This is a genomic window from Flavobacterium sp. Root935 (genome assembly GCF_001429295.1).
Taxonomy (GTDB): Bacteria; Bacteroidota; Bacteroidia; order Flavobacteriales; family Flavobacteriaceae; genus Flavobacterium.
This window is the reverse complement of the sequence record NZ_LMJL01000010.1, coordinates 283,602-306,293: the sequence shown is the minus strand read 5'-3', so window position 1 is coordinate 306,293 and position 22,692 is coordinate 283,602. Positions and strand designations below refer to the sequence as shown.

Here is a 22,692-nt window from a genome sequence, read left to right as displayed (position 1 = left end):
AGAATCTAAGAATCTAAGAATCTAAGAATCTAAGAATCTAAGAATCTAAGAATCTAAGAATCTCCAATCTAAAATCTAAAATTATAAATGGGTGCTTTTGTAATCAGTAGGCGTTTTAACGATGAATATAAATTTACATTTACTTCGCGAAAAGGGAAGGTTATTTTTACAAGTCTGAGTTATGAATTGAGGTTTGAGTGTGAGGAAGATATTGAGAAATTTAAAGCGAATATTGAACTTGCAAAGTTTTTGAAATTTAAAGGCTCTGGCGGGAAGTATTTTTTTAAATTGATGCTTGGTGATGCTCAATTTGCGACAAGCCGTAAATACAGTACAGAATTGCTTTTGCAGAAAGGAATTAAGGAAATTGTAACTTATGCTTCCAGATCGGAAATTTTGGATTTCTCTTCAAATGAATTGATCTTTGATGATGAGGAGACTGAGGAAGAATTGGAAGAAGTAATAGAATAAAAAAAAGCGTTCACAATAGTGAGCGCTTTTTTTTATGAAGCTAATCAATTCTGTGAAAATTGATCATAAAAAAAACCATCTGAAAAGATGGTTTTAAAATCGTTAGAAACTAGGTTCTAATTATTTTTTTACTTCTTCTACTTTAGCAGCAGCTGAATCAACTTTAGCAGCAGCAGAATCAACAGTTGCAGCAGCTGAATCAACAACAGCAGCAGCTGAATCAACAGTAACAGCAGTAGAATCTACAGCAGCTTCTGAAGCAGCAGCGTCAGCTTTTTTACAAGATACAACAGTTAAAACAGCAACAACAGCTAAACTTAAAAATACTTTTTTCATCTTACTTTATTATAAAAGGTTAATTATTAATTCGTGGCAAAGATATAAATTTTTTAATATGTAAAATATTTTTTCACTTTTTTTTTAAAATATTTTCCTTACTCACGATTATCTTAGTTATCAAATAATATGCCAAATTAACAAAAATAAATTATATTATTGTATGTTTTGTGTAATTTATTTTTTGTTGAAAATTCTATCGCTCTTTTGGCTCTTTTAATTCCGTTTGTTATGGTTTATTTTGTTTTTTAAGGATTATTCTGTTTGGTTAATTAAACTTAAAATATGTTTTTATGGGTTTAATTATCATAAAAAAGATATAATCGCGACGAATTTTGGAATAAAAACAATTACGAAATGGTTTTTATGATAGTTTCTGTGGCTCCTTTATTATCTTGAATAAATGATTTGCAAATGCTGCTCTTTTTTGTAAATAATTCATTATCAGATAGTAATTGGTCGAAAGTCTTTTTTAATTCAACTGTATTAGAAATTACCATGCATCCTTGCAATTCCACAAGCGAAACGGCTTCTGCAAAATTAGAATAGTTAGGACCTATAACAATTGGAATTCCAAAAGCAGCAGGTTCTAAAATATTATGAATTCCAGGATTACCAAATCCGCCGCCAACATAAGCAATTGTACCGTAGCTGTATATTTTAGTTAAAAGCCCAATGGTGTCGATTATAAACACATCGTATTTTGATAAATCCTTATTTTCTTTTTCAGAAAATAAAATCGTTGATTTTGTAATTTGTGATTTAAGCTCAGCGATTTGATCTGCTTTTATATTGTGAGGAGCAATGATGAATTTTACATTTTCTGGTGCTTGATTGATATATTCGGCAATTAAAACTTCATCTTTTGGCCAAGAACTTCCAAAAACAATTACTGGCTGATTATTTTTGAAATTTTCAATATAACCAAGTTTGTTATCTCTTTCTAAAATTGCAGCAACACGGTCAAAACGAGTATCGCCGGAAACAATAACATTAGTAAATCCGATTGATTCTATTTTTTGTTTGGAACTTTCATTCTGAACAAAAAAGAAAGTAAATGCTTTTAATGCTTTTCTATAAAATCCGCCATACCATTTAAAGAACATTTGATTGTCTCTGAAAATTCCAGAAATCAAATAAGTCGGAGTTTTGCTTTTTTCTAATTCTTTTAAATAGTTGAGCCAAAACTCATATTTAATAAAGAAAGCCAATTCGGGATGAACTAATTTTAAAAACTTTTTAGCGTTGCTTTTTGTGTCCAAAGGAAGGTAAATAGTGACATCAGCAACGTTATTATTTTTACGAACCTCATATCCCGAAGGCGAAAAAAAAGTAACAACAATTTTGTGTGAAGGATATTTTTCTTTTATTTTCTCAATTACAGGAAGTCCCTGCTCGTATTCGCCTAATGAAGCTGAATGAAACCAGATGGTCTTGTCATCTGCTTTGATTTTTTCTTCTAAAATAGAAAACACATTTTTTCGGCCTTCAACAAAAAGTTTAATTTTCGGACTAAAAAGTGCAACTATTTTAAGAAAAAACGCTGCTAAAGAAACGGCTAAATTATATAAAAAAAGCATGTAGTAATTTTTGCAGCTAAATTACATTTCTTTCGTTTATTTTCATTGGTTTGAAGGTATTAATAACTATTTTTGTTCCTTCTTTCTGGCATTCTGGTTTAATAGAAAGGCTTTTTAAATAAAATATCGAAAATGAAAAAAATACAAATGGTTGACTTAAAAAGTCAATACGAAAAAATAAAATCTACTGTAGATGCTTCAATTCAAGAGGTTTTAGATACAAATACTTATATTAACGGACCTTTGGTTCATCAGTTTCAAAAAAATCTTGAAGACTATTTAGGAGCTAAACATGTAATTCCATGTGCAAATGGAACAGATGCTCTTCAAATAGCTATGATGGGGTTAGATTTAAAACCGGGAGATGAAGTTATTACTGCCGATTTTACTTTTGCCGCAACTGTTGAGGTTATTGCTTTGCTGCAATTAACTCCAGTTTTAGTTGATGTTGATTTACATAATATGAACATCGATATCGAAGCAGTTAAAAAAGCGATTACTCCAAAAACTAAAGCAATTGTTCCAGTGCATTTATTTGGACGCGCTGCCAACATGGATGCTATCATGGAAATTGCAGCCGAACATAATTTATATGTAATTGAAGATAATGCGCAGGCTATTGGTGCTGATTATGTTTCTAAATCTGGAACAAAATCAAAAGTGGGGACAATTGGTCATGTTGCTGCGACTTCATTCTTTCCTTCTAAAAACTTAGGTTGTTATGGAGATGGTGGAGCAATTTTTACCAACGATAATAAATTAGCGCACATCATCCGAGGAATTGTAAATCACGGAATGTACGAACGTTACCATCACGATGTTGTGGGTGTAAATTCACGTTTAGATAGTATTCAGGCCGGAGTTTTAAATGCAAAACTACCTTTGTTAGACGAGTACAATAAAGCACGTCGTTTAGCGGCTTCAAAATATAATGCAGCTTTCGCTGGAAATGCACATATCATTACGCCAGATTTTGATGCAAACGAAAATGATCACGTTTTTCATCAATATGTATTAAGAATTTTAGATGCAGATAGAAATGCTCTAATGCAGCATTTATTAGATAAAGGAATTCCATGTGCAATTTATTATCCAATTCCATTGCATTCGCAAAAAGCATATGTAGATCCTCGTTATAAAGAAGAGCAATTTCCAGTTACAAACCAATTAGTGCAGGAAGTAATTGCTTTGCCAATGCATACAGAACTTGATGACGAGCAGATTAAATTTATAACCGATTCTGTTTTAGAATTTCTGAATAAATAAATTATGAAGAAATTAAGCCTTTTAATTTTGATGATTCTTGTTCAGTATTCGGTTTTTGCTCAAAAAACAAATGCTAAAGAAGAAAATGCTGTTAGTACTCAAGTTGAAATTTTGCGTCAGGCAATGATTGATGCTGATGGTGCGAAATTGAAGGTATTAACTTCAGATAAGTTAAATTATGTCCACTCAAATGGTAATTTTCAAAATCAAGCTGAATTTATTGACGGAATAGTTAGCGGGAAATCTAATTTTGTATCTATCGATTTTCAGAATCAGACTATAACTATTCAAGGTGATGTTGCTATAGTTCGACATGTCCTGGCAGCTCATACCAAAGATGATGGCATTGATAGAGATATTAAAATAGGAATAATGCTTGTTTGGCAAAAGCAAAAAAATAAATGGATCCTTATTGCAAGGCAGGCTTACAAATTAACTACATAAAAACAACCACAAAATGAAAGTATTAGTAACAGGAGGATTAGGGTTTATTGGTTCTCACACGGTAGTCGAATTGCAAAATGAAGGCTTCGAAGTTGTGATAATTGATAATCTTTCGAATTCTTCAGAAGATGTTTTAAAAGGAATTACCGCGATAACAGGAAAAACGCCTTTATTCGAAAAAATTGATTTAAGAGAAAAAAGTGCCGTTCGGGATTTCTTTAAAAAACATAACGATGTTACTGGGGTTATTCATTTTGCTGCTTCAAAAGCAGTTGGTGAAAGTGTTGAACAGCCTTTGTTGTATTATGAAAACAACATTAGCAGTTTAGTATATCTTTTACAAGAATTACAGCAAAAACCAGAGGCGAGTTTTATATTCAGCTCATCTTGTACGGTTTATGGTCAAGCCGAAAAAATGCCAATTACAGAAGATGCTCCTGTGCAGACAGCAATGTCTCCTTATGGAAACACGAAACAAATTGGAGAAGAGATTATAACAGATACTGCGAAAGTAACTAATATAAGCGCTATATTATTGCGTTATTTTAACCCAGTTGGAGCACATTCTTCAACTGAAATTGGAGAATTACCATTAGGAGTTCCTCAAAACCTAGTTCCTTTTATTACACAAACAGGAGTAGGATTGCGTCAGGAATTATCGGTTTTTGGAAATGATTATCCAACTCCAGATGGAACAGCTGTTCGTGATTACATTCACGTTGTCGACTTAGCAAAAGCACACGTTATTGCGTTAAAGCGTTTGTTGGATAAAAAGAATTTGGCGAAAGTTGAAACGTTTAATTTAGGAACCGGAAAAGGAAGTTCAGTTCTAGAAGTAATTCACAGTTTCGAAAAAGTAAGCGATAAAAAATTGCCATACGTAATTAAACCGCGCCGCGAAGGTGATATCACCGAGGCTTACGCAAACACAGATAAAGCGAACAATGTTTTAGGCTGGAAAGCAGAACTAAGCTTAGACGAAGCAATGGCTAGCGCTTGGAAATGGGAACAGAAAGTTCGTTCTTAGTTTTCGGTCTCAGTTTTCAGTTTTCTGACTATATAAGTAAATTCGACAAATATATTCTGTAGAGACGCACTGCAGTGCGTCTAACAATAAGTGAAAAATCCCAAATAATCAATTTAGATTATTTGGGATTTTTATTTTGTTCCGATTTATTTTGTAAATTTGTAAGATTAAAAATGTAGGAATTATGGACTCGGAAAAAGAAAATAAAAAAAGCAATAAGGTTGAAGAACCCAGAGTTGAATACGAAGTTCAGAAGCCTAAGTTTAAAGGAATAGATCGAGAGACTTTTGATTTTGATGCCGAGTTTGCAAAAGGATTTACACCGGAAGAGGCAAAAGCGGAATCAATTAGAAGAATCAGAGAATGGTGGGGAAAATAGAAGTTATTTATACTTCAAGTGTCATTCATTATCTTGATGATTTAGTTGTCACTCTGTATAAAAAAGAATATTTTGGTTTTATTCAATCTGCTGAAGAGTATGTTTCACATATTTATGATGCGATTCCTGAACGAATAAAAAAATCTTCACATAAGAAAACTCCAAAACCACTTCAGTATTTAGGTTTAAATTATATTTTTTATAAACCCAATACCAGAACAACTTGGTACGTGTTTTTTGAAAAAAGAGATCAAAGTTATTTAATAACAGCAATTATAAATAATAATAGTTTAGAAGTTAGTGAGCTATAGAAAAAACAAAATCCTCATAAATATTTATGAGGATTTTTTATAAGTATAGTTTCAAACTGAAAACCGAGACTGAATACTTAAAAATTAAGCATTCGCAGTAACAGCTTCTTTATCAATTTTATTAATCAAACCAGCTAATACTTTTCCTGGGCCAACTTCAGTAAACAAAGTAGCGCCGTCAGCAATCATTTGCTGAACCGATTGAGTCCATTTTACAGGAGCAGTCAATTGTATAATTAAGTTCTTTTTAATTTCATTTGCATCCGAAACAGCATTTGCAGTTACGTTTTGGTAAACCGGACAAATTGGAGTAGAGAAAGTAGTCGCTTCAATTGCAGCGGCTAATTCTTCTCTTGCCGGTTCCATCATTGGCGAGTGAAAAGCTCCTCCAACAGGTAAGATTAAAGCACGTTTTGCTCCCGCAGCTTTCATGGCTTCACAAGCTTTTTCAACCGCTGCAGTTTCACCAGAAATTACCAATTGCCCTGGGCAGTTATAATTTGCGGCAACCACAACTCCGTCGATAGAAGCGCAAACTTCTTCCACAATATTATCAGCTAAGCCTAAAACTGCTGCCATTGTAGATGGAGTAATTTCGCAGGCTTTTTGCATAGCAAGAGCACGTTGAGAAACTAATTTTAAACCGTCTTCAAAAGATAAAGTTCCGTTGGCAACCAAAGCTGAAAATTCTCCTAAAGAATGTCCTGCAACCATTTCTGGTTTAAAATCTTCGCCTAAAGTTTTAGCTAAAATAACAGAGTGTAAAAATACCGCTGGCTGTGTAACTTTAGTTTCTTTTAGTTGTTCGGCAGTGCCTTCAAACATAATATCAGTAATTCTAAAACCTAAAATTTCGTTAGCTTTTTCGAATAATTCTTTGGCTAAAGCCGAGTTTTCATATAAGTCTTTGCCCATTCCTGTAAACTGTGCGCCCTGACCTGGAAATACGTATGCTTTCATTTGTCTAATTTAATTTTTACTTTTTTTTAAAATTGAAAATTAGTTTCAATTGGAAGGCAAAAATAGTATTTTTTTAGCTCGTATAATCCTTAAACATATAAATCCATGCTAATCTTGAAAATCGCAGGTTGAAAGAAGTAAGCAAAGTAATAACAATTGCAATAATCGGAATGATTCTTAAATCGAAATTTGTTTCAAAGAAAAACTGTGCAACACAATAGGTTGCAATACCTTGAGCGACTGTTAATCCGTAGTTTACATACATAGCGCCAAAGAAATAGCCAGGTTCTTTTTGGAATTTATAATGGCAGTGACTGCAGTATTCATTCATTTTTGGAAGTCCAAAAGTCAAAAATATATTTTTGTCTGTAAACACTTTTCCTTTATGACAAACAGGACATTCGTTACTTAAAATATGAGTTAATGCATTTGACATGATCTTGTTGTTTTTTATTTATACAAAGGTAATATAGAGCAGGATAAAAGTCTTTTTTATATCTTCGCTACTTATAGCACAATAAAGACATTTTGTTTAAGTTTTCAAATTCCAAATTCCAAATTCCAAATTCCAAAATCTGCAATCTACAATCTAAAATTTAATAGCGCATGAAGAAATATCCAATTTATAGTGTTCAGAATTTTAGCTGCAATGATGTTCACCGAGATTTTTATGTGAATACTTTTAAAGAGCATTTAAAAAGTCACAGTTTTGTCGAAGAACCGCACCGTCACGATTCCTATTTAATGGTGTTTTTTACGAAAGGTTCAGGATTGCACGAGATCGATTTTGATCAATTTGAAATCAAAAGAGGAAGTCTTTTTGTGCTGCAGCCAGGACAAATGCATCATTGGAGTTTATCTGAAGATATTGAAGGTTTTGTGATTATCTTTTCGCAGGAATTGTACAATTTATACTTCAGACAGAAAAATATAAACGAATATAATTTTTATCATTCTATTCATAATCGACCAGAAATGGTTTTTGAAGAAAATGAAATTCCGAAAATCCAGCCTTATTTTGATCTGCTGATACAGGAAAATAATGAGAATTTAAAGTATCAGCTCGACAAAATGTTGAATTTGTTGGATTCGATTCATATCGAAATTGCTCGCAAATACGGTGAAACCTATTCGCACCAGACTCATTCTTACAATATCAAAATCAATAAATTTGAATCGCTTTTAGAGAAATATTTCAGAACGGAAAAACTGCCATCTTTTTATGCAGAAAAACTAAATATCACCCTGAAACATTTGAACAGAATCTGTAATGAAATCCTCCAAAAAACCGCCACAGAAGTGATTACAGACCGCGTAATTTTGGAAATAAAAAGAATGTTGATCGATAAACAATTAGCTGTAAACGAAGTTGCCTTTAAAGTCGGATACGAAGATTATTCGTATTTCTCCAGATTTTTTAAAAAACAAACTGGAATGTCCCCAACAGAATTTAGAAATACAGTGCGCTGATTTTTTTTCGCCACGAATTGCACAAATTTCCACGGATCTGTTCTCTCTAAAGGTGAAATATTTTTGCCACAGATTANAAAAAAAAGCCTGCACTCCCGAGAAAAGGTGCAGGCTTCTTAACCAACCAAATTAAAACCTATTATAAAGTATTAAGCTTGTTTTACAAATTGTAATTCAATGTTCAAACGAACTTCTTCGCCTACTAAAACACCACCAGTTTCAAGAGCTGAGTTCCAGTTTAAACCCCAATCTTTACGATTAATTTTTCCTTCTATGCTTAAACCTACTTTTGTATTTCCCCAAGGATCAGTCAAGATTCCGCTGTATTCTACAGGAAAAGTTACGCTTTTAGAAACGCCTTTAATGTTTAAATCTCCAGTAATTTCATAGCTTCCTTCATTGATTTTTTTGAAAGATGTTGCCTTGAAAGTTAATTTTGGATGATTTTCAGCATCAAAGAAATCGCCGCTTCTTAAATGCCCGTCTCTGTCTGCATTTGCAGTATCGACAGAAGCGATATCAGCAGAAAATTCAATTGCTGCATTTTCGAAGTTGTCTCCTTCTGTAGTAATTGTAGCGTCGTATGTTCCAAATTTTCCTGAAACATTTGTAAACATCATGTGTTTAACTTTAAAACCAATTTCTGAGTGAGTTGGGTCAATTGACCATTTTGTAGTTGCCATAATTTTATTTTTTAAATAATTAATTTCATTTTGATAGGACAAAGTTACGGTGAGAGTATTCTTTGAGCACTTAACCTAGATTAAGAAATAAAAAATGAGGTAATTTCTTTTACGAAAATCTAGGTTGAGATATAAGTTTTTCTCACAGATAAAATCTGCAAAATCTGCGGGAGACTTTTTTCTTTATTTATTGAAATTACAAAAAAATAAACGATAACAATCTGATTTATAGATTTATTATCGTTTCCAAGTACAGGTATTAATTGTTTTTTGTTTGAATTAATAGTTCATCGGAATATCCATCAATAAAAATTCAGCATCTGTATTGGCTTGAATTTTTAAAATGTCAGTTCCTGAAATTCCAACTGCATCACGAGTGTTTAATTCCTGACCGTTGATGGTAACGTTTCCTTTTAAAACAAAAGCATAAACGCCATTTCCTTCTTTTTTGATTGTGTATTCAGTAGATACACCTGAGTCAAAATTACCCATATTGAACCAAGCGTCTTGGTGAATCCAAACTCCGTCATCATCTGCATTTGGAGATAAAATCTGAGAAAGTTTATTATGTCTGTCCGCAACATCCAAAGTAATTTGTTGGTAACGCGGCGCAACGTTTCTTTTATTTGGAAACAACCAGATTTGCAACAATTTAGTCTGTTGATCTGCGTTCGGATTAAACTCGCTGTGCTGTACCCCAGTTCCGGCACTCATTACCTGAATATCACCATTTTTGATGATTTCAGTATTTCCCATACTGTCTTTGTGCGCCAAATCGCCCTCTAATGGAATCGTAATGATTTCCATATTATCGTGAGGATGTGTTCCAAAACCCATTCCGCCCGCAATCGTGTCATCATTCAAAACACGAAGTGCTCCAAACTGAATTCTATCTGGATTGTACCAGCTTGCAAAACTAAAACTGTGATAAGCGTTAAGCCATCCGTGATTTGCGTTTCCTCTTGTTTCTGCTTTATGTAATACTATATTTTCCATGACCTATGTGTTTTGTTATTTTTATAGTACAAAGATACCGCCAAGGTCAAGGAAAAGCACTTAATCTAGATTAAGAAAGATTTTTGGGGTTTTGAGGTTTTTAGATTTTAGGTGCAAAGGCTCAAAGTTGCAGAGGTTCAAAGGTTTTTAAGGTAGAGGCCCACAGTAATGCGTCTAACACACAGTTTGTCATCTCGACGAAGGAGAGATCACACAAGTGGCTCGACAAAGATTGAAGATTATAGGATAGGAGTTTCTAGTGAGATCTCTCCTTTGTCGAGATGACAAGATTGTGAGAAGATATGTTTAGTNAAAAAAAAAACTCCTATTACTTGATTTTAATCAATTTCCCTTTCCCAACCACTTCATCAAGATAATTAGCAGCTGAACTTTTCTTATCATGCATGAAAAATTCAATAGTATCTTTTTTAATTTGATCTTTTGGGATACTTATAATTAAATCAGTATTGATGAAATTGTCTAATAATATTGTATTGCCATAAGAAATTTTCCCCTTTGGCATAAACTTGTTATCAAAGACAAAAACACTATCCTTAAAAGTAATTTTATCCTTTTGAATATAGACATTGTTGTTTTCAATTAAATAATTATAACGTCCGGTAAGTTTGTCTGTCTTCTGATTGAAGCTAATAAGAAACAGCGTTATTGTTAAAGCAAAATATTTCATAACGTTCTAACTATATTGATTAATAAACTGCTGTACAACAAAATCTGTGTTGTCATGGCGTTTTTTCATTTCCAGGGCAATCGGCGGTGCAGCTCTTTCGAGACAGTTTTTGACATCACAAGTTTCACAAGTGATACCAACAATTCGCTTAATAAGTGGCTTTCCTTCAATGAATTTGAATTTCTTTTTCATTGTCGGATTAATTAAAATTCCAACTGAAATGCTTCTAATATTATTTTCTACAAAAGGGTCTTTTGTTGCTGATGAAAAAACTAAATATTCATTCCCGCTATGCACATAACTCGAAATTTGAGCATCAAAAAAATGCGGTTTATTTTGTCTGATCGCTTCATTTATAGTTTTTACCGAAACCCATCTTCTGCAATAATGCTCGTTGGTTTCGTTAGCGTGCGGTTCTTGCTGATTCGTAATATGAAGTTCCTTTTTTATCTGATAAACATCTGAACCAATAGGATGCGACATTCTTAAAAAGAATAAATTTTTTAGCTGAAAATCTTTCGGTAGTAAATTCGTTAAACGCTGATAAAACGATTCAGGAGAAACTTCGAAGCTTTCAATTAAAGAAACAAATTCTTCGGGATTTGGTTTTTCATTATTTAGGAAATTATTGATTTTGTCTACAACCAATTTTCTCGGCAATAACAAAGCGCCCGCAAAATACGAAGCATAAAAATTATTCAAAACCTGATCGAAATTTTCAAATTTAATCCAGCTGAATGTCAGCAGACGATCTGAAATTTTCAAATAATTATAAGCAATTTCTTTAGCTAAAATAAAAGCTTTCTGCGGAGCGTCAAGTTCTGTTGAAAGTAATAAAGTTTTGCTTTTCGGAACATAAATCGAACGCAAATCGCCCAAAGCTTCCTGATCTGTAAAAGCAATTTCTTTTATAGTGTATTCGTATTCTTCTTTTAAAATCGCTTCTAATTCTTCAATAGTAATTTTTGAATCGAGATTGATCTGAAACGACTTAGAAAACGCAATTACTCTCTCTTCTAAATCTTCAAAATAATTACTATGCGCTTCCTGATACGATCGTAAAGCGGCTAAAAAGAAACTTTCACGGCTTAAATTATAATGCTGTGCAATTTCTATAATGGTACTAATAAACGCATTGACTTTGGCTGGAGCATTAGCAATAATATCTATTAAATCCGCTTCCTGAATTCCGAAAAGGTCAAGCGGAATCTCTTTTAGAATTCCAGATTTTAGAATTTCGCCAATAGGAGCCAGGTTATTATCTAGTTTTAAAGACACCATTTGGTCATAACTCACATCCAAATGTTTGCATAGAAGCAAAATTTTGTCTGCTTTTGGATATTTTTTTCCCTTTTCAATTTCGTTTAAATACGATTTTGAAAGATTCGTCAATTTGGCTAAGCCAAAAAGAGAAAGATTTTTTTGTGTTCTGACTTGCTTGAGTTTAAGCCCAAATATCAGCTTTATATAGTCTTTTTCGATATCCATAATATCAAATGTAACTGATTTACAAATAATCGCCAAAAAAATATTTTTAAATTTTAGCGAACGTTCGCTATTTTTATAAGAAACTTTTTGTAACATTGTAGTATAAAATCTATTAGCTATGAAAAACCAATTAGAAATTACCGAAAAGGCGATGGAGTTTTTAGCCGAAAAGAAACTTCGTTATCCAAAGATCTGGACAGAAGAAGCGATTGCTTTTATAACTGAACTGCATAGAAAATTCGAATCACAGCGAAAACTATTGCTTTTGCAGCGCGAGAAAAAACAAGTCACTTTTGATCAGGGAATTATGCCGGTTTTTATTCCGGAAACGAAAAGTATCAGAGAAGGCAATTGGACAGCAGGTGAAATTCCGAAAGACTTATTGGACCGAAGAGTAGAAATTACCGGACCGGTTGATCGCAAAATGATTATCAATGCTTTGAACTCGGGAGCAAAAACTTTTATGGCCGATTTTGAAGACAGCACTTCGCCAACCTGGCAAAATTTGATGGAAGGTCAGCTGAATTTAATCGATGCGGTAAATAAAACAATTACGTTTACTGATTTAGTGAAGCAGAAGTCTTATCATTTAAATGAAAAAACGGCAACGTTAATTGTGCGTCCAAGAGGTTTGCATCTGCCGGAAAAACATCTTTTAATTGAAGGAAAAGAAGTTTCGGGTTCGTTGGTTGATTTTGGTTTATATGTTTTTCATAATCATAAACGACTTTTAGAAAACAATTCAGGTCCGTATTTCTATATTCCGAAGTTAGAGCACTATCTGGAAGCGCGTTGGTGGAACAATGTAATTGATTTTACCGAAGATTATTTGAAGCTGAAAAGAGGAACGATAAAAGTGACGGTTTTAATTGAAACCATTACAGCAAGTTTTCAGCTCGATGAAATTATTTACGAATTGAAAGAACATATTGTTGGCTTAAACTGTGGGCGCTGGGACTATATTTTTTCTTATATCAAAAAGTTTAGAAAAAATCCAAAATTCATCGTTCCAGACCGCGATCAGGTAAATATGACTTCGCCTTTTATGAATGCGTATTCCAATTTGGTTATTCAAAGATGTCATAAAAGAGGCATTCACGCCATCGGCGGAATGGCAGCTCAGATTCCGATTCGAAACAATGAAGAAGCCAATGCAGTTGCTTTCGCGAAAGTAAAAACCGATAAAGAACGCGAAGTTCGAAACGGTCACGACGGAACATGGGTAGCGCATCCGGATTTGGTTTCATTGGCAAAAGAAATTTTTGATAAAGGAATGCCAACTCCCAACCAGATTCATATTAAAAGAGAACATCGAAAAATCACAGAAGCAGATTTGATTGAACCACCAATCGGAATAATCACTGAAAACGGCGTTCGAAAAAATATCAACGTAGGAGTTTTGTATCTGGCTTCATGGCTGAACGGTCAAGGCGCGGCAGCTTTGCATAATTTGATGGAAGATGCCGCAACCGCAGAAATTTCGAGATCGCAATTATGGCAATGGCTTCAGAATAAAGTGGTTTTAGATAATGGACGAAAATTAGATTTGACTTATTATCATGAATTGGCTTTGGATGAATTCAGAAAAATCAAAGAGGAATTAGGAGAAGAAAATCACGAAAAACAACAATTTCCATTGGCTGAAAAGGTTTTGGAAAGATTGGTTGTAAATGCTGATTTCGTTGATTTCTTGACTATTCCCTGCTACAAATATTTATAAAGAATTAAAAATTGAGAATTAAAAATTAAAAATGTTTCGTGCAGATTTAGCAGATAACACAGATTTTTAATTTTTAATTCAAAATTTTTAATTGAATAAAATGCTTTACTAACCACTTTAACTAAACTATTTATGAAAACAACAGAAGACAGAATTCAGGAATTGATTAACGATTGGATAACGAACCCGAGATGGAAAGGGGTTGAACGACCTTATACTGCTGCAGAAGTAGTTACGCTTCAGGGATCTTATCAAATTGAGCATTCTATTGCCAAAATGGGAGCGCAAAAATTATGGAGAAAGTTAAAAAATCAAGATTATGTTGCGGGATTGGGCGCGTTAACTGGGAATCAGGCGATTCAAGAAGTTGATGCGGGTTTAGAGGCGATTTATTTGAGTGGCTGGCAAGTTGCTGCTGATGCAAATCTGGCGGGAGAAATGTACCCAGACCAATCACTTTATCCGGTAAACAGCGTTCCGATGGTGGTAAAAAAAATCAATAATGCTTTATTACGTGCCGATCAGATTCAAACTGTAAATGAAATTGAAGATAAAAAAGATTATTTAGTTCCGATTGTAGCCGATGCCGAAGCAGGTTTTGGAGGAAATCTAAATGCTTTCGAATTAATGAAATCGATGATTGAAGCGGGAGCTTCTGGAGTGCATTTTGAAGATCAGCTGAGTTCTGCTAAAAAGTGCGGGCACTTGGGCGGAAAGGTTTTGGTGCCAACGCAGGAAGCGATTAATAAATTAATTGCAGCACGTTTGGCTTCAGATGTTATGGGCGTTTCAACTTTAATTGTAGCAAGAACCGATGCTGATGCGGCAAATTTATTAACAAGCGATGCAGACCCAAGAGACAGGAAATTTTTAACAGGTGAAAAAACTGCCGAAGGTTTCTTCTACGTTAAAAACGGAATTGATCAGGGAATTGCAAGAGGTTTGAGCTACGCGCCTTACGCTGATTTAATTTGGATGGAAACCAGCAATCCGGATTTGGATTATGCGAGAAAGTTTGCGACGGCTATGAAAAAAGAATTTCCAGATAAAATGCTGGCTTACAATTGTTCTCCTTCTTTCAACTGGGCTGCAAAATTATCAGTTGCGGAAATGGAAACGTTCAGGGAAGATTTGGCTGCAATGGGTTATAAATTCCAATTTATTACTTTGGCAGGATTCCATGCTTTGAACACTAGTATGTTTGAATTGTCTAAAGCGTATAAAGAACGCGGCATGGCAGGATATTCTGAATTGCAGGAACGCGAATTCGCTTTACAGAAAAACGGATTCAGAGCGGTAAAACATCAGGCTTTTGTTGGAACTTCTTATTTTGATGCGGTTCAAAATACCGTAATGATAGGAAAATCAACAATAACAGCGATGAAACATTCTACGGAGGTTGAGCAATTTTAATTCAAAGGCCAGTTCATTGAACTGGTCTTATTTTTAGCCACAGATTTCGCAGATTAAAAGGATTTCTTTTTGCCACAAATTACACAAATTTCCACGAATTTTATTTCAATTTTAAAGCAATTTAATTAGTGGAAATTTGTGTAATTCGTGGCCCAAAAAAAAAATTATTTCTTCAAAAGTCTCGCTTTCATTTTGCTGAAAAATTCAGGCGTTACTCCAATAAAAGACGCAATTTGTTTTTGGGGAACTTTGTGAATTAAGGTCCCGTATTTTTTACTGAATTTTTCGAAACGCTCTTCCGCAGGTAAACTTAAATTGTCCATTAGTCTTTGTTGATTCGCAACCAATGAATTTTCAATTAAAATTCTAAAGAAGCGCTCTAATTTTGGAATCTCCAAATACAATTGTTCCTGATTTTCTTTGGACAATGAAACAACTTCTGCTTCTTCGAGAACTTCAATAAAAAGCTGTCCCGGTTTTTGCGAAAAAAAACTGTACATATCGCTCATCCACCAACCTTCGCAGGCAAATGAAAGTACATGTTCAACAATATTATCGTTGATATTAAAACTTCGTAAAATACCCGAATTAACGAAATAAGAGTGTTTGCAAACTTCGCCGGCATTCAATAAAATTGTTTTAGGTTTATAAGTATTCGTTTCTAGCTTAGATAAAAAAAGTGCCTGCTCTTCTGGTGTCAAAGAAACATGTTTAGCAATATTTTCGAGTATTAATGCCATTATTTTTTATCATCTATTAAGGTGAATGAAGTCGCTTTAAATCTATCGTTTACAATTTCTCCTGTAACAGAAGCTTTTCTAACGGCATTGCAAAAACCTTTTTCAGAGTGTGCGTCACCGTGATCGTGAATAGTTGTTCCGTCAACAAAATAGGATTTGCCGTCAATTCGAAGAGCCAAATCACAGCTCTTACCTTTCATTCCGAACTGGCATTCTCCGCACGAAGCTTCTACTATTGTTGGTTTGTCAAATTTCTTTTTGGTTTGAGCTTGTGCTGTAATCCCGATAAACAGGAACAGCGTGAATATAATTTTTTTCATTTCTTAAGAATTTACAGTTATTAATTTTGCCGTTTCTTTGGCGCGTTCTGTTACTTTTTCGATTGGAGTTATTAATGAATCATTCGCTAAAACAACGCCCATTCGGCGGTAGGGTCTTGAAGTTGGTTTTCCAAAAATCCTGAAATCAGTTTTTGGTAAAGCGGCGACTTTTTCGATTCCGCTGAAAGTTGGATTTGTCGAATCTTCTGATGCTAAAATCACCGCACTTGCTCCGGCTTTTTCTAATGTAATCTCGAAAATTGGAAGACTTAAAATTGCTCTCAAATGCAGTTCAAACTCATTGAAATTCTGAGTTCCGGCCAAAGTTACCATTCCGGTATCGTGCGGGCGAGGAGAAAGTTCAGAGAAATAAACACCTTCATTAGTCAGGAAAAATTCAACACCAAAAAGTCCCGCACCGCCAAGAGCTTCGGTAATTTTTTCGGCCATATCCTGTGCTTCGTACAAATCAGCTTCAGAAACTTGCGCCGGCTGCCAGCTTTCCTGATAATCGCCACGTTCTTGTCTGTGCCCAATTGGAGCACAAAATAAAGTTGGATTTCCATTTTGAGTAATCGTCAAAAGCGTAATCTCAGAATGAAAATCAACAAAAGCTTCTACAATAACTTCGATAACATCACCACGCGAACCTGCAACGGCATATTGCCATGCTTTCTCGATATCGCTTTCTGTTTTTATAGTCGATTGCCCTTTTCCTGATGACGACATTAGGGGTTTTACAACGCATGGAATTCCAACTTCCTGAACGGCTTTTTGTAATTCTTCTGCAGATGTTGCGTATTGATATTTGGCTGTTTTTAAACCTAATTCTTTTGCGGCTAAGTCGCGGATTGCCTTACGGTTCATGGTAAAGTTTGCAGCTTTCGCTGAAGGAACAACCGTAATTCCCTGCTTTTCGTAATCGTAAAAACGTTCGGTGCGAATGGCTTCTATTTCTGGAACTATAAAATCTGGTTTGTGTTTGGCTACGATTCGGTCTAAAGCTTCGCCGTCAAGCATATTGATGACTTCAAATCCGTGAGCGACTTGCATTGCGGGAGCATTTTCGTAACTGTCAACAGCTATTATGGTTTGTCCGATTCGTTGTGCGGCAATGACAAATTCTTTGCCTAATTCGCCTGAACCTAGGAGTAGTATTTTCATTTTGGAGTGTTGTATTGTTTGAGTAGTAAAAGTACAGAAAAATGCTTTTAACCGCAAAGTTCGCAAAGAATTACGCGAAGAACGCAAAGTTTTTGTTTTTAAGTTAAAATAAGGTTCATAGAGGTTTCACGCAGATTTTGCAGATCGAGCAGATTTTTTTTAATTTGAAATTTAATTTTTAGGTAAAGTAACCGTATAGTTTGTCATTTCGATCCCGAATCCTCGGGATCGAAATGACAAGATTGTGAGAAATTATAAATATAAAAGTTCTTGTTAATTCGTTTGCGTGAGGGATAGAAGTGGAAAGCCCACAGCCTGACGAAGGAAGTGCGAGGACTTGTAACGGATAGCCCGACCCTGAGGGGCACGCCCAAAATAAAAAACCGATACTTCTTTTAAAGAGTATCGGTTTGTATATTAATGAAAATGATCTTCTTCAATCTCAAATTCAGCATCCTTTTCCCAGATTTCCATTTCACAAGGTTTGCAGTTGAATTTTAGTTTGTACTCTAATTCACCTTGCTTTAGTACTAATGGTTCTTTTACTTTAACACCAACTATATCTTTTTGATGTATCGGACATTTTTTTAATTCGTATTTGATGCAGTATTTGGTTGTCATTACACGGGATTTTCCTGGATCCCATTGTAATTCAAATGCTTTTTCGATTTCGGTAACACCGTGACGTTCGTAGAATTTACGAGCTGTTTTGTTTGAAACATTGTACATGAAATCTAATTTTGTTTCAGGATACGGATGTGACGTTTTTACCAATTGGTGTTCTTCACGTTTGTAGTTCGCCAAACGAATTTCAGTTAACTGATCGTAAACAGTTCTTCGCATTTCGTTGATTTTTGAAATAGGAAGGAACCAGTTTTGAGAAAACATAATATTTATTTCATCAGCAGTGTAAGGTGTGAAACCTGTTTTTGCCAATTGTGTTTTGATATTTTCTTCGATTGATTCGCCTGTTTTAGTCTGTTCTTTTGGATGTTCTAAAGTAACGGTGCTTACATTTCCGTCTTCATCGGTTGCGATTAATTCGAAACCATTTTCAGTTTCAGTAAGTAATAAAGTGGTACTTAATTTGCGAACGGCACTGTCTTCTCTTTCTACAATTTTGATGAAAGCGGCGTCGTTATTTCTATAAATGAAAGTTCCGTCTTTAACTTCTTTTAGAACGTTTGGATATATTTTGCCGTTTTCGGCTTTGTTTACATAGATTCCGTCGGCTTCATTGTTTTCATTGATGAAACAAAGTCCGTCACCGTTATTTAGCAATTCGCCGTTTTCGATTTCGTAAGCGTTTCCAACAGTTCGAATTAATTTACCAATATACTGCCCTTTTGATTTTGGACTTTCCCAAGAACCAATCGAGCTGTGTCTGTCGTTTACGAAATAATCAGTATAACCACGGTTGAAAGTTCTGCTTAGAGAAGAATCAAAAGTGTAGGTACAAGTTCCCGAAGAAGCTTTCATGTATTTTTCGCTTCCAGCTCCTTCTAAAAAGCTATCTAGTTTTTGACGTAAGTAAGAAACGTTGTTTTTAACATAAACAACATCTTTTAATCTTCCTTCAATTTTAAAAGAAACAATTCCGGCTTCAATCAAATTCGGAATTTGTTCTGAAATATCTAAATCTTTTATCGAAAGTAAGTGACTGTTTCTAATTAAAGTTTCTCCGTTTCCGTCGATTAAATTATACGGTAAACGACAGTTTTGAGCGCAAGAACCACGGTTGGCGCTGCGTTCTCCGTTGGCTACACTCATATAGCAATTCCCGCTGAATGAAACACATAAAGCTCCAGTTACGAAAAATTCTAACTCAACATCAGCATGGTCATAGATTGTTTTAATTTGATGAAGGTTCAATTCACGTGCTAAAACCACACGTTTAATTCCGGCATCTTTAAGGAATTTAATTTTATCAGCATCACGATTATTGGCTTGTGTACTGGCGTGAAGTACGATAGGAGGTAAGTCCATTTCCATAATTGCCATATCCTGAATAATCAGGGCATCGACACCAATATCGTATAATTCCCAAATCATTGAGCGACACGTTTCCAGTTCGTTATCGTACAATATGGTATTCATAACAACAAAAACCTGAGCATTAAATAAATGCGCATATTGTACCAAAGCGGCAACATCTTCAATAGAATTGTTGGCATTAGAACGCGCACCAAACTGCGGTGCACCAATATAAACTGCATCGGCGCCACTGTTTATGGCGGCCATTCCTCCAATTAAATCTTTAGCAGGAGCTAATATTTCAATTTTCTTCTTCATTTTTAGAACTTTAGGCTTTTGTGGTATTCACGGAAAAAAGTTTGCAAAGTTCTTATAAATATTTCGAGTTTGCTAATGATGAAGGGATTTTTTTGAATTTGTTAACTTAAATTAATAAAGCAAGTGTTTTTACAGATAAGCAGTATCATTGATTAGATTAGTGTAATTTCTGTTAAAATTGATTTGCATCTACCAGTAACTTTCTTCTTTTAGATTTTGATATTGATTTAATAATGGTAGAATTATTTTATCGAACTGTTCTTTTAATAATTTATATTGATGGACATTTTCAATATAAAATCGATATTTAAATTTTTCTCCGTTTTCGATAAAATTGATTGAATTTTCAAATCCATTGTAGAGAGTTCTACTATTTTGTGAAGATCCTCCGCTATAAGCATAGATGTTTATTTCAATTTCTTCAAGATTCCTCCATTGGTGTATTCTAGATTCCTGCCCTTCGTTAATTTCAATACCGTTTTCTGAAAAACTAATGAGTGTATTCTTTTGTATAATTCCTGAAGGCAGAAACTTACCTTTTGTAATACTATTAAAAATTCCAAATCCAATAAGTCCAACAATCATACTGAGACAATAAATAGGTTGCTTTGTATTTATCCCATGAATGAAAGGCACGAAAATTATTAACGTTAAAAGAATAGCGAAGAAAGCTTCTGTAATAGTGGGCTTTTGATAAATGGCAATTGAAAATTTTTGTTGATTCATTACTATTTTGATTGAGATTTATTTGTCTAATAACCAACTCCAGCGTTTTGCCCAGTCCATTAAGATGGCGTTTCTCCATTTTAAGATTGTTTTTTCTCCCTGTATTTTGCCGTCAAATGTGTAAACGACTGATTGTCGTCTGGATCTGTGCCGCCAATATCACTGCTGATTAGAATTCGTGGTTTTATGGGTGCTTTTTGTTGTGCAATTATCGTAAATGAGTGGAAACTTACTAAAAAGAACAACAGAAATCTATTCATAATTTTATGTATTTAATTGGAATGACAAATGAATTATTCGATTGTTGAAATGTAAGATTTATTTTTTGTTTTTATGTAAGAACTTATTAAAGTTATAAGCCGAAAATTTAGTTTTTTGTTAGAAATTATCTGAAACAAAAAAAACCGCCCGATCCGAAGACCGAGCAGTTCTCAAAAAAAAAGCATGAATCGATCGATCGATTAATTCGCTCTCATTTTAATTTGTGATAATGTATTTTGAATACTGTTTAATTGTTTTGAAACAACTGAAACTTGGCTGTATTCAAGATGATTTTCTTCGAGTGCCATTTTGTATTTTTCAATTGCAGCTTCTTCACCTGTAACGCAAGCATTAATGATAGCTTCTGTATCTCCTCCAGTAAACGATGATTTAATATCAATCCATGCACGATGTAAGGCTCCTAATGGTCCACCGCCAGAAGTATCTGTTGATTTTCCTAATTTATTGATCTCATCTTGTAATTCAACAATAAATAAAGCTCTTTCTCTAGCATATTCTAGAAAGTCAGTTTTCATTGCTGGATTTTCTACGTGCTCTGCAGCGTTGGTATATCCTAATTTTCCGTCTTCAAGAATTGAAATTAATCCTTCTAAAGTTTTAACTGCTTCTTTTGTGGTTTCATCTGTATGTATCATGACTAATAGTTTTTAAATTAATACATTACAAAGTTGGCAATTATTAATCGGTCTGTTTTACAGGATTATAGCTGAGGTTTTACAATATTGTGGAATGGGAATTTTGAAAGTTATATTTTTTCGATTTTTACAAATTAGCAGATGTTGTAACCAAAAAATGACTTAAGTCGTCAAAAGGTTATCAATCATTAATCAATAAAAAAATGAAATCATTATTACAATACGTTCTCGCTTTATTTTTAGTTTTCAGTTCGAGTGTTTTTTCTCAAAAACTAGAAGCTAAAATTGATAGTATTATAACTGCAAAATTTAAACCTGAAATTCCCGGAGCTGTTTTTTTGGCTGCAAAAAACGGAAAAGTGGTATACAGAAAAGCATTTGGAATGGCAGATTTGGAACTGAATGTTAAAATGAAACCAGAGTTTATTTTTGAAATAGGTTCAATTACTAAACAGTTTACAGCCATTTCTGTTTTAATGCTGGCGGAGCAAGGGAAACTCAATTTGAACGATGAAATCACAAAATTTATTCCAGATTATCCAACAAATGGAAATGTAATTAAAATACATCATTTGCTTACTCATACTTCTGGAATTAAAGATTTTACAAGTATGAAATCTATAAAAAATATTGCCAGAGAAGATTTGTCCCCAAAAGAATTGGTAGACTTTTTTAAAGATGAACCAATTGATTTTAAGCCTGGAGAACAATATAAGTATTGCAATTCTGGATATGTCCTTTTAGGTTATATTATCGAAATTGTATCGGGACAAACATATCGTGATTTTATAAGTGAACGCATTTTCAGGAAAATAGGAATGAATAATACTTCATATGCTAGTCATGAGAGAATAATTAAAAACAGGGTTTCAGGTTACCGTGATAAACAAGGTTATGTAAATAAAAATTATATTAGTTTTTCTATTCCTTATGCAACGGGTGCAATAATTTCTAATGTAGATGATATGCTAAAATGGCAAAATGCTCTTAATAAGAATGTATTACTAAGTTCTGAATTTACTGAAAAAGCTTTTACTAATTATCAATTAAATAATGGGACAAAGATTGATTATGGATATGGCTGGCACTTAGAAAAAATAAAAGATAAAGTCGTGCGCGAACATGGAGGAAGTATTTTTGGTTTTAAATCGATGGGGATTTACGAACCTTCTGAACAAATTTATGTTATTGGGTTGAGTAATTGTGAATGTAATTCTCCAACTTTAATTACAACAGCTGTTGCTTCACTTTTAATAGATTAAAATTAAAAAGGGTATTTTTTTAAAATACCCTTTTTAATT

Annotated in this window: 25 protein-coding genes; 10 read left to right on the top strand and 15 right to left on the bottom strand. The window is 33.9% G+C overall.

Annotated features, from left to right (window positions below; genetic code table 11):
• The first annotated feature begins 87 nt into the window (after window positions 1-87).
• Entirely contained in the window at window positions 88-471 is a 384-nt protein-coding gene (locus ASE40_RS12295; RefSeq protein WP_057117330.1) for a hypothetical protein, read from the top strand.
• Between the two features lie 120 nt (window positions 472-591).
• Here ASE40_RS12295 and ASE40_RS12290 read toward each other — a convergent pair whose 3' ends face one another.
• Together ASE40_RS12290 and ASE40_RS12285 are read right to left on the bottom strand one after the other, a co-directional pair.
• Window positions 592-807: a hypothetical protein gene (locus ASE40_RS12290; protein WP_057117327.1), complete on the bottom strand. Its 216-nt coding sequence runs from the start codon at window positions 805-807 to the stop codon at window positions 592-594.
• Between the two features lie 350 nt (window positions 808-1,157).
• Complete coding sequence (locus ASE40_RS12285) at window positions 1,158-2,387, bottom strand: 3-deoxy-D-manno-octulosonic acid transferase (RefSeq protein ID WP_057117324.1); 1,230 nt, start codon at window positions 2,385-2,387, stop codon at window positions 1,158-1,160.
• A gap of 132 nt (window positions 2,388-2,519) precedes the next feature.
• Here ASE40_RS12285 and ASE40_RS12280 point away from each other — a divergent pair, with 132 nt between their 5' ends.
• The 5 genes from ASE40_RS12280 to ASE40_RS12260 all read left to right on the top strand — a co-directional run bounded on the left by ASE40_RS12280 (window position 2,520) and on the right by ASE40_RS12260 (window position 5,814).
• Window positions 2,520-3,653 carry a DegT/DnrJ/EryC1/StrS family aminotransferase gene (locus ASE40_RS12280; protein WP_057117320.1) on the top strand — a complete coding sequence of 378 codons (1,134 nt, stop codon included), beginning with the start codon at window positions 2,520-2,522 and terminating at the stop codon, window positions 3,651-3,653.
• Window positions 3,654-3,656: 3 nt separating this feature from the next.
• Window positions 3,657-4,097: a nuclear transport factor 2 family protein gene (locus ASE40_RS12275; RefSeq protein WP_057117316.1), complete on the top strand. Its 441-nt coding sequence runs from the start codon at window positions 3,657-3,659 to the stop codon at window positions 4,095-4,097.
• A gap of 13 nt (window positions 4,098-4,110) precedes the next feature.
• A complete protein-coding gene (galE, locus tag ASE40_RS12270; RefSeq protein ID WP_057117313.1) occupies window positions 4,111-5,124 on the top strand; it encodes a UDP-glucose 4-epimerase GalE in 1,014 nt (337 codons plus the stop codon).
• A gap of 184 nt (window positions 5,125-5,308) precedes the next feature.
• Window positions 5,309-5,503 (top strand): hypothetical protein, encoded by a 195-nt coding sequence (locus ASE40_RS12265; RefSeq protein ID WP_057117310.1) that lies wholly within the window; start codon window positions 5,309-5,311, stop codon window positions 5,501-5,503.
• Window positions 5,488-5,814, top strand: coding sequence for a hypothetical protein (locus ASE40_RS12260; protein ID WP_057117306.1), 327 nt, complete (start codon window positions 5,488-5,490; stop codon window positions 5,812-5,814). Before ASE40_RS12265 ends, ASE40_RS12260 begins: the two co-directional genes overlap by 16 nt.
• Window positions 5,815-5,898: 84 nt before the next feature.
• Here the strand turns inward: ASE40_RS12260 and fabD are convergent, their stop codons facing one another.
• Both fabD and ASE40_RS12250 read right to left on the bottom strand, forming a co-directional pair.
• Window positions 5,899-6,774 (bottom strand): ACP S-malonyltransferase, encoded by an 876-nt coding sequence (fabD, locus tag ASE40_RS12255; protein WP_057117303.1) that lies wholly within the window; start codon window positions 6,772-6,774, stop codon window positions 5,899-5,901.
• Window positions 6,775-6,847: 73 nt separating this feature from the next.
• Window positions 6,848-7,210, bottom strand: coding sequence for a DUF983 domain-containing protein (locus ASE40_RS12250; protein ID WP_057117300.1), 363 nt, complete (start codon window positions 7,208-7,210; stop codon window positions 6,848-6,850).
• 170 nt (window positions 7,211-7,380) lie between these two features.
• On the opposite strand from ASE40_RS12250, the gene ASE40_RS12245 reads away from it, so the two are divergent.
• Complete coding sequence (locus ASE40_RS12245; RefSeq protein WP_057117298.1) at window positions 7,381-8,244, top strand: helix-turn-helix domain-containing protein; 864 nt, start codon at window positions 7,381-7,383, stop codon at window positions 8,242-8,244.
• Between the two features lie 149 nt (window positions 8,245-8,393).
• Here ASE40_RS12245 and ASE40_RS12240 read toward each other — a convergent pair whose 3' ends face one another.
• The 4 genes from ASE40_RS12240 to ASE40_RS12225 all read right to left on the bottom strand — a co-directional run bounded on the left by ASE40_RS12240 (window position 8,394) and on the right by ASE40_RS12225 (window position 12,099).
• Window positions 8,394-8,927, bottom strand: coding sequence for a YceI family protein (locus ASE40_RS12240; RefSeq protein WP_057117295.1), 534 nt, complete (start codon window positions 8,925-8,927; stop codon window positions 8,394-8,396).
• Between the two features lie 279 nt (window positions 8,928-9,206).
• The gene (locus ASE40_RS12235) at window positions 9,207-9,923 is read right to left on the bottom strand and encodes a pirin family protein (protein ID WP_057117293.1); all 717 of its coding nucleotides are present in this window, start codon (window positions 9,921-9,923) and stop codon (window positions 9,207-9,209) included.
• A gap of 328 nt (window positions 9,924-10,251) precedes the next feature.
• A complete protein-coding gene (locus tag ASE40_RS12230; protein WP_057117290.1) occupies window positions 10,252-10,611 on the bottom strand; it encodes a hypothetical protein in 360 nt (119 codons plus the stop codon).
• Window positions 10,612-10,617: 6 nt separating this feature from the next.
• Entirely contained in the window at window positions 10,618-12,099 is a 1,482-nt protein-coding gene (locus tag ASE40_RS12225; RefSeq protein ID WP_057117670.1) for a helix-turn-helix domain-containing protein, read from the bottom strand.
• Between the two features lie 118 nt (window positions 12,100-12,217).
• On the opposite strand from ASE40_RS12225, the gene aceB reads away from it, so the two are divergent.
• Both aceB and aceA read left to right on the top strand, forming a co-directional pair.
• Window positions 12,218-13,819 (top strand): malate synthase A, encoded by a 1,602-nt coding sequence (gene aceB / locus ASE40_RS12220; protein WP_057117287.1) that lies wholly within the window; start codon window positions 12,218-12,220, stop codon window positions 13,817-13,819.
• A gap of 132 nt (window positions 13,820-13,951) precedes the next feature.
• The gene (gene aceA / locus ASE40_RS12215; protein WP_057117283.1) at window positions 13,952-15,232 is read left to right on the top strand and encodes an isocitrate lyase; all 1,281 of its coding nucleotides are present in this window, start codon (window positions 13,952-13,954) and stop codon (window positions 15,230-15,232) included.
• Between the two features lie 164 nt (window positions 15,233-15,396).
• On the opposite strand, the gene ASE40_RS12210 is transcribed toward aceA, so the two are convergent.
• The 7 genes from ASE40_RS12210 to ASE40_RS12185 all read right to left on the bottom strand — a co-directional run bounded on the left by ASE40_RS12210 (window position 15,397) and on the right by ASE40_RS12185 (window position 21,391).
• Window positions 15,397-15,972, bottom strand: coding sequence for a Crp/Fnr family transcriptional regulator (locus ASE40_RS12210; protein ID WP_057117279.1), 576 nt, complete (start codon window positions 15,970-15,972; stop codon window positions 15,397-15,399).
• Entirely contained in the window at window positions 15,972-16,292 is a 321-nt protein-coding gene (locus ASE40_RS12205; RefSeq protein WP_057117276.1) for a DUF6370 family protein, read from the bottom strand. The genes ASE40_RS12210 and ASE40_RS12205 overlap by 1 nt, the downstream gene beginning before the upstream one ends.
• 3 nt (window positions 16,293-16,295) lie before the next feature.
• Window positions 16,296-17,471, bottom strand: coding sequence for a formate-dependent phosphoribosylglycinamide formyltransferase (gene purT / locus ASE40_RS12200; RefSeq protein WP_262487376.1), 1,176 nt, complete (start codon window positions 17,469-17,471; stop codon window positions 16,296-16,298).
• Window positions 17,472-17,873: 402 nt separating this feature from the next.
• The gene (locus tag ASE40_RS12195; protein ID WP_057117270.1) at window positions 17,874-19,748 is read right to left on the bottom strand and encodes a peptidase U32 family protein; all 1,875 of its coding nucleotides are present in this window, start codon (window positions 19,746-19,748) and stop codon (window positions 17,874-17,876) included.
• A gap of 189 nt (window positions 19,749-19,937) precedes the next feature.
• Window positions 19,938-20,474 (bottom strand): hypothetical protein, encoded by a 537-nt coding sequence (locus ASE40_RS12190; protein ID WP_057117267.1) that lies wholly within the window; start codon window positions 20,472-20,474, stop codon window positions 19,938-19,940.
• A gap of 80 nt (window positions 20,475-20,554) precedes the next feature.
• On the bottom strand, window positions 20,555-20,734 hold the full coding sequence (locus tag ASE40_RS21730; protein WP_082586805.1) for a hypothetical protein: 180 nt from the start codon (window positions 20,732-20,734) through the stop codon (window positions 20,555-20,557).
• A 201-nt stretch (window positions 20,735-20,935) separates the two neighbouring features.
• Window positions 20,936-21,391: a ferritin-like domain-containing protein gene (locus ASE40_RS12185; protein ID WP_057117264.1), complete on the bottom strand. Its 456-nt coding sequence runs from the start codon at window positions 21,389-21,391 to the stop codon at window positions 20,936-20,938.
• Window positions 21,392-21,594: 203 nt separating this feature from the next.
• Here ASE40_RS12185 and ASE40_RS12180 point away from each other — a divergent pair, with 203 nt between their 5' ends.
• A complete protein-coding gene (locus tag ASE40_RS12180; RefSeq protein ID WP_057117261.1) occupies window positions 21,595-22,653 on the top strand; it encodes a serine hydrolase domain-containing protein in 1,059 nt (352 codons plus the stop codon).
• Window positions 22,654-22,692: the final 39 nt, after the last annotated feature.

What these genes read in the sequence shown, in the direction of transcription:
- fabD (WP_057117303.1), bottom strand. Translation starts at nt 6,774, where the DNA reads ATGAAAGCATACGTATTTCCAGGTCAGGGCGCACAGTTTACAGGAATG.
- ASE40_RS12290 (WP_057117327.1), bottom strand. Translation starts at nt 807, where the DNA reads ATGAAAAAAGTATTTTTAAGTTTAGCTGTTGTTGCTGTTTTAACTGTT.
- aceB (WP_057117287.1), top strand. Translation starts at nt 12,218, where the DNA reads ATGAAAAACCAATTAGAAATTACCGAAAAGGCGATGGAGTTTTTAGCC.
- ASE40_RS12185 (WP_057117264.1), bottom strand. Translation starts at nt 21,391, where the DNA reads ATGATACATACAGATGAAACCACAAAAGAAGCAGTTAAAACTTTAGAA.
- ASE40_RS12230 (WP_057117290.1), bottom strand. Translation starts at nt 10,611, where the DNA reads ATGAAATATTTTGCTTTAACAATAACGCTGTTTCTTATTAGCTTCAAT.
- ASE40_RS12280 (WP_057117320.1), top strand. Translation starts at nt 2,520, where the DNA reads ATGAAAAAAATACAAATGGTTGACTTAAAAAGTCAATACGAAAAAATA.
- ASE40_RS12205 (WP_057117276.1), bottom strand. Translation starts at nt 16,292, where the DNA reads ATGAAAAAAATTATATTCACGCTGTTCCTGTTTATCGGGATTACAGCA.
- ASE40_RS21730 (WP_082586805.1), bottom strand. Translation starts at nt 20,734, where the DNA reads ATGAATAGATTTCTGTTGTTCTTTTTAGTAAGTTTCCACTCATTTACG.
- ASE40_RS12275 (WP_057117316.1), top strand. Translation starts at nt 3,657, where the DNA reads ATGAAGAAATTAAGCCTTTTAATTTTGATGATTCTTGTTCAGTATTCG.
- ASE40_RS12210 (WP_057117279.1), bottom strand. Translation starts at nt 15,972, where the DNA reads ATGGCATTAATACTCGAAAATATTGCTAAACATGTTTCTTTGACACCA.
- ASE40_RS12195 (WP_057117270.1), bottom strand. Translation starts at nt 19,748, where the DNA reads ATGAAGAAGAAAATTGAAATATTAGCTCCTGCTAAAGATTTAATTGGA.
- ASE40_RS12235 (WP_057117293.1), bottom strand. Translation starts at nt 9,923, where the DNA reads ATGGAAAATATAGTATTACATAAAGCAGAAACAAGAGGAAACGCAAAT.
- ASE40_RS12190 (WP_057117267.1), bottom strand. Translation starts at nt 20,474, where the DNA reads ATGAATCAACAAAAATTTTCAATTGCCATTTATCAAAAGCCCACTATT.
- ASE40_RS12180 (WP_057117261.1), top strand. Translation starts at nt 21,595, where the DNA reads ATGAAATCATTATTACAATACGTTCTCGCTTTATTTTTAGTTTTCAGT.
- ASE40_RS12295 (WP_057117330.1), top strand. Translation starts at nt 88, where the DNA reads ATGGGTGCTTTTGTAATCAGTAGGCGTTTTAACGATGAATATAAATTT.
- ASE40_RS12245 (WP_057117298.1), top strand. Translation starts at nt 7,381, where the DNA reads ATGAAGAAATATCCAATTTATAGTGTTCAGAATTTTAGCTGCAATGAT.
- ASE40_RS12260 (WP_057117306.1), top strand. Translation starts at nt 5,488, where the DNA reads ATGGTGGGGAAAATAGAAGTTATTTATACTTCAAGTGTCATTCATTAT.
- galE (WP_057117313.1), top strand. Translation starts at nt 4,111, where the DNA reads ATGAAAGTATTAGTAACAGGAGGATTAGGGTTTATTGGTTCTCACACG.
- ASE40_RS12225 (WP_057117670.1), bottom strand. Translation starts at nt 12,099, where the DNA reads ATGGATATCGAAAAAGACTATATAAAGCTGATATTTGGGCTTAAACTC.
- ASE40_RS12250 (WP_057117300.1), bottom strand. Translation starts at nt 7,210, where the DNA reads ATGTCAAATGCATTAACTCATATTTTAAGTAACGAATGTCCTGTTTGT.
- ASE40_RS12285 (WP_057117324.1), bottom strand. Translation starts at nt 2,387, where the DNA reads ATGCTTTTTTTATATAATTTAGCCGTTTCTTTAGCAGCGTTTTTTCTT.
- ASE40_RS12240 (WP_057117295.1), bottom strand. Translation starts at nt 8,927, where the DNA reads ATGGCAACTACAAAATGGTCAATTGACCCAACTCACTCAGAAATTGGT.
- ASE40_RS12265 (WP_057117310.1), top strand. Translation starts at nt 5,309, where the DNA reads ATGGACTCGGAAAAAGAAAATAAAAAAAGCAATAAGGTTGAAGAACCC.
- aceA (WP_057117283.1), top strand. Translation starts at nt 13,952, where the DNA reads ATGAAAACAACAGAAGACAGAATTCAGGAATTGATTAACGATTGGATA.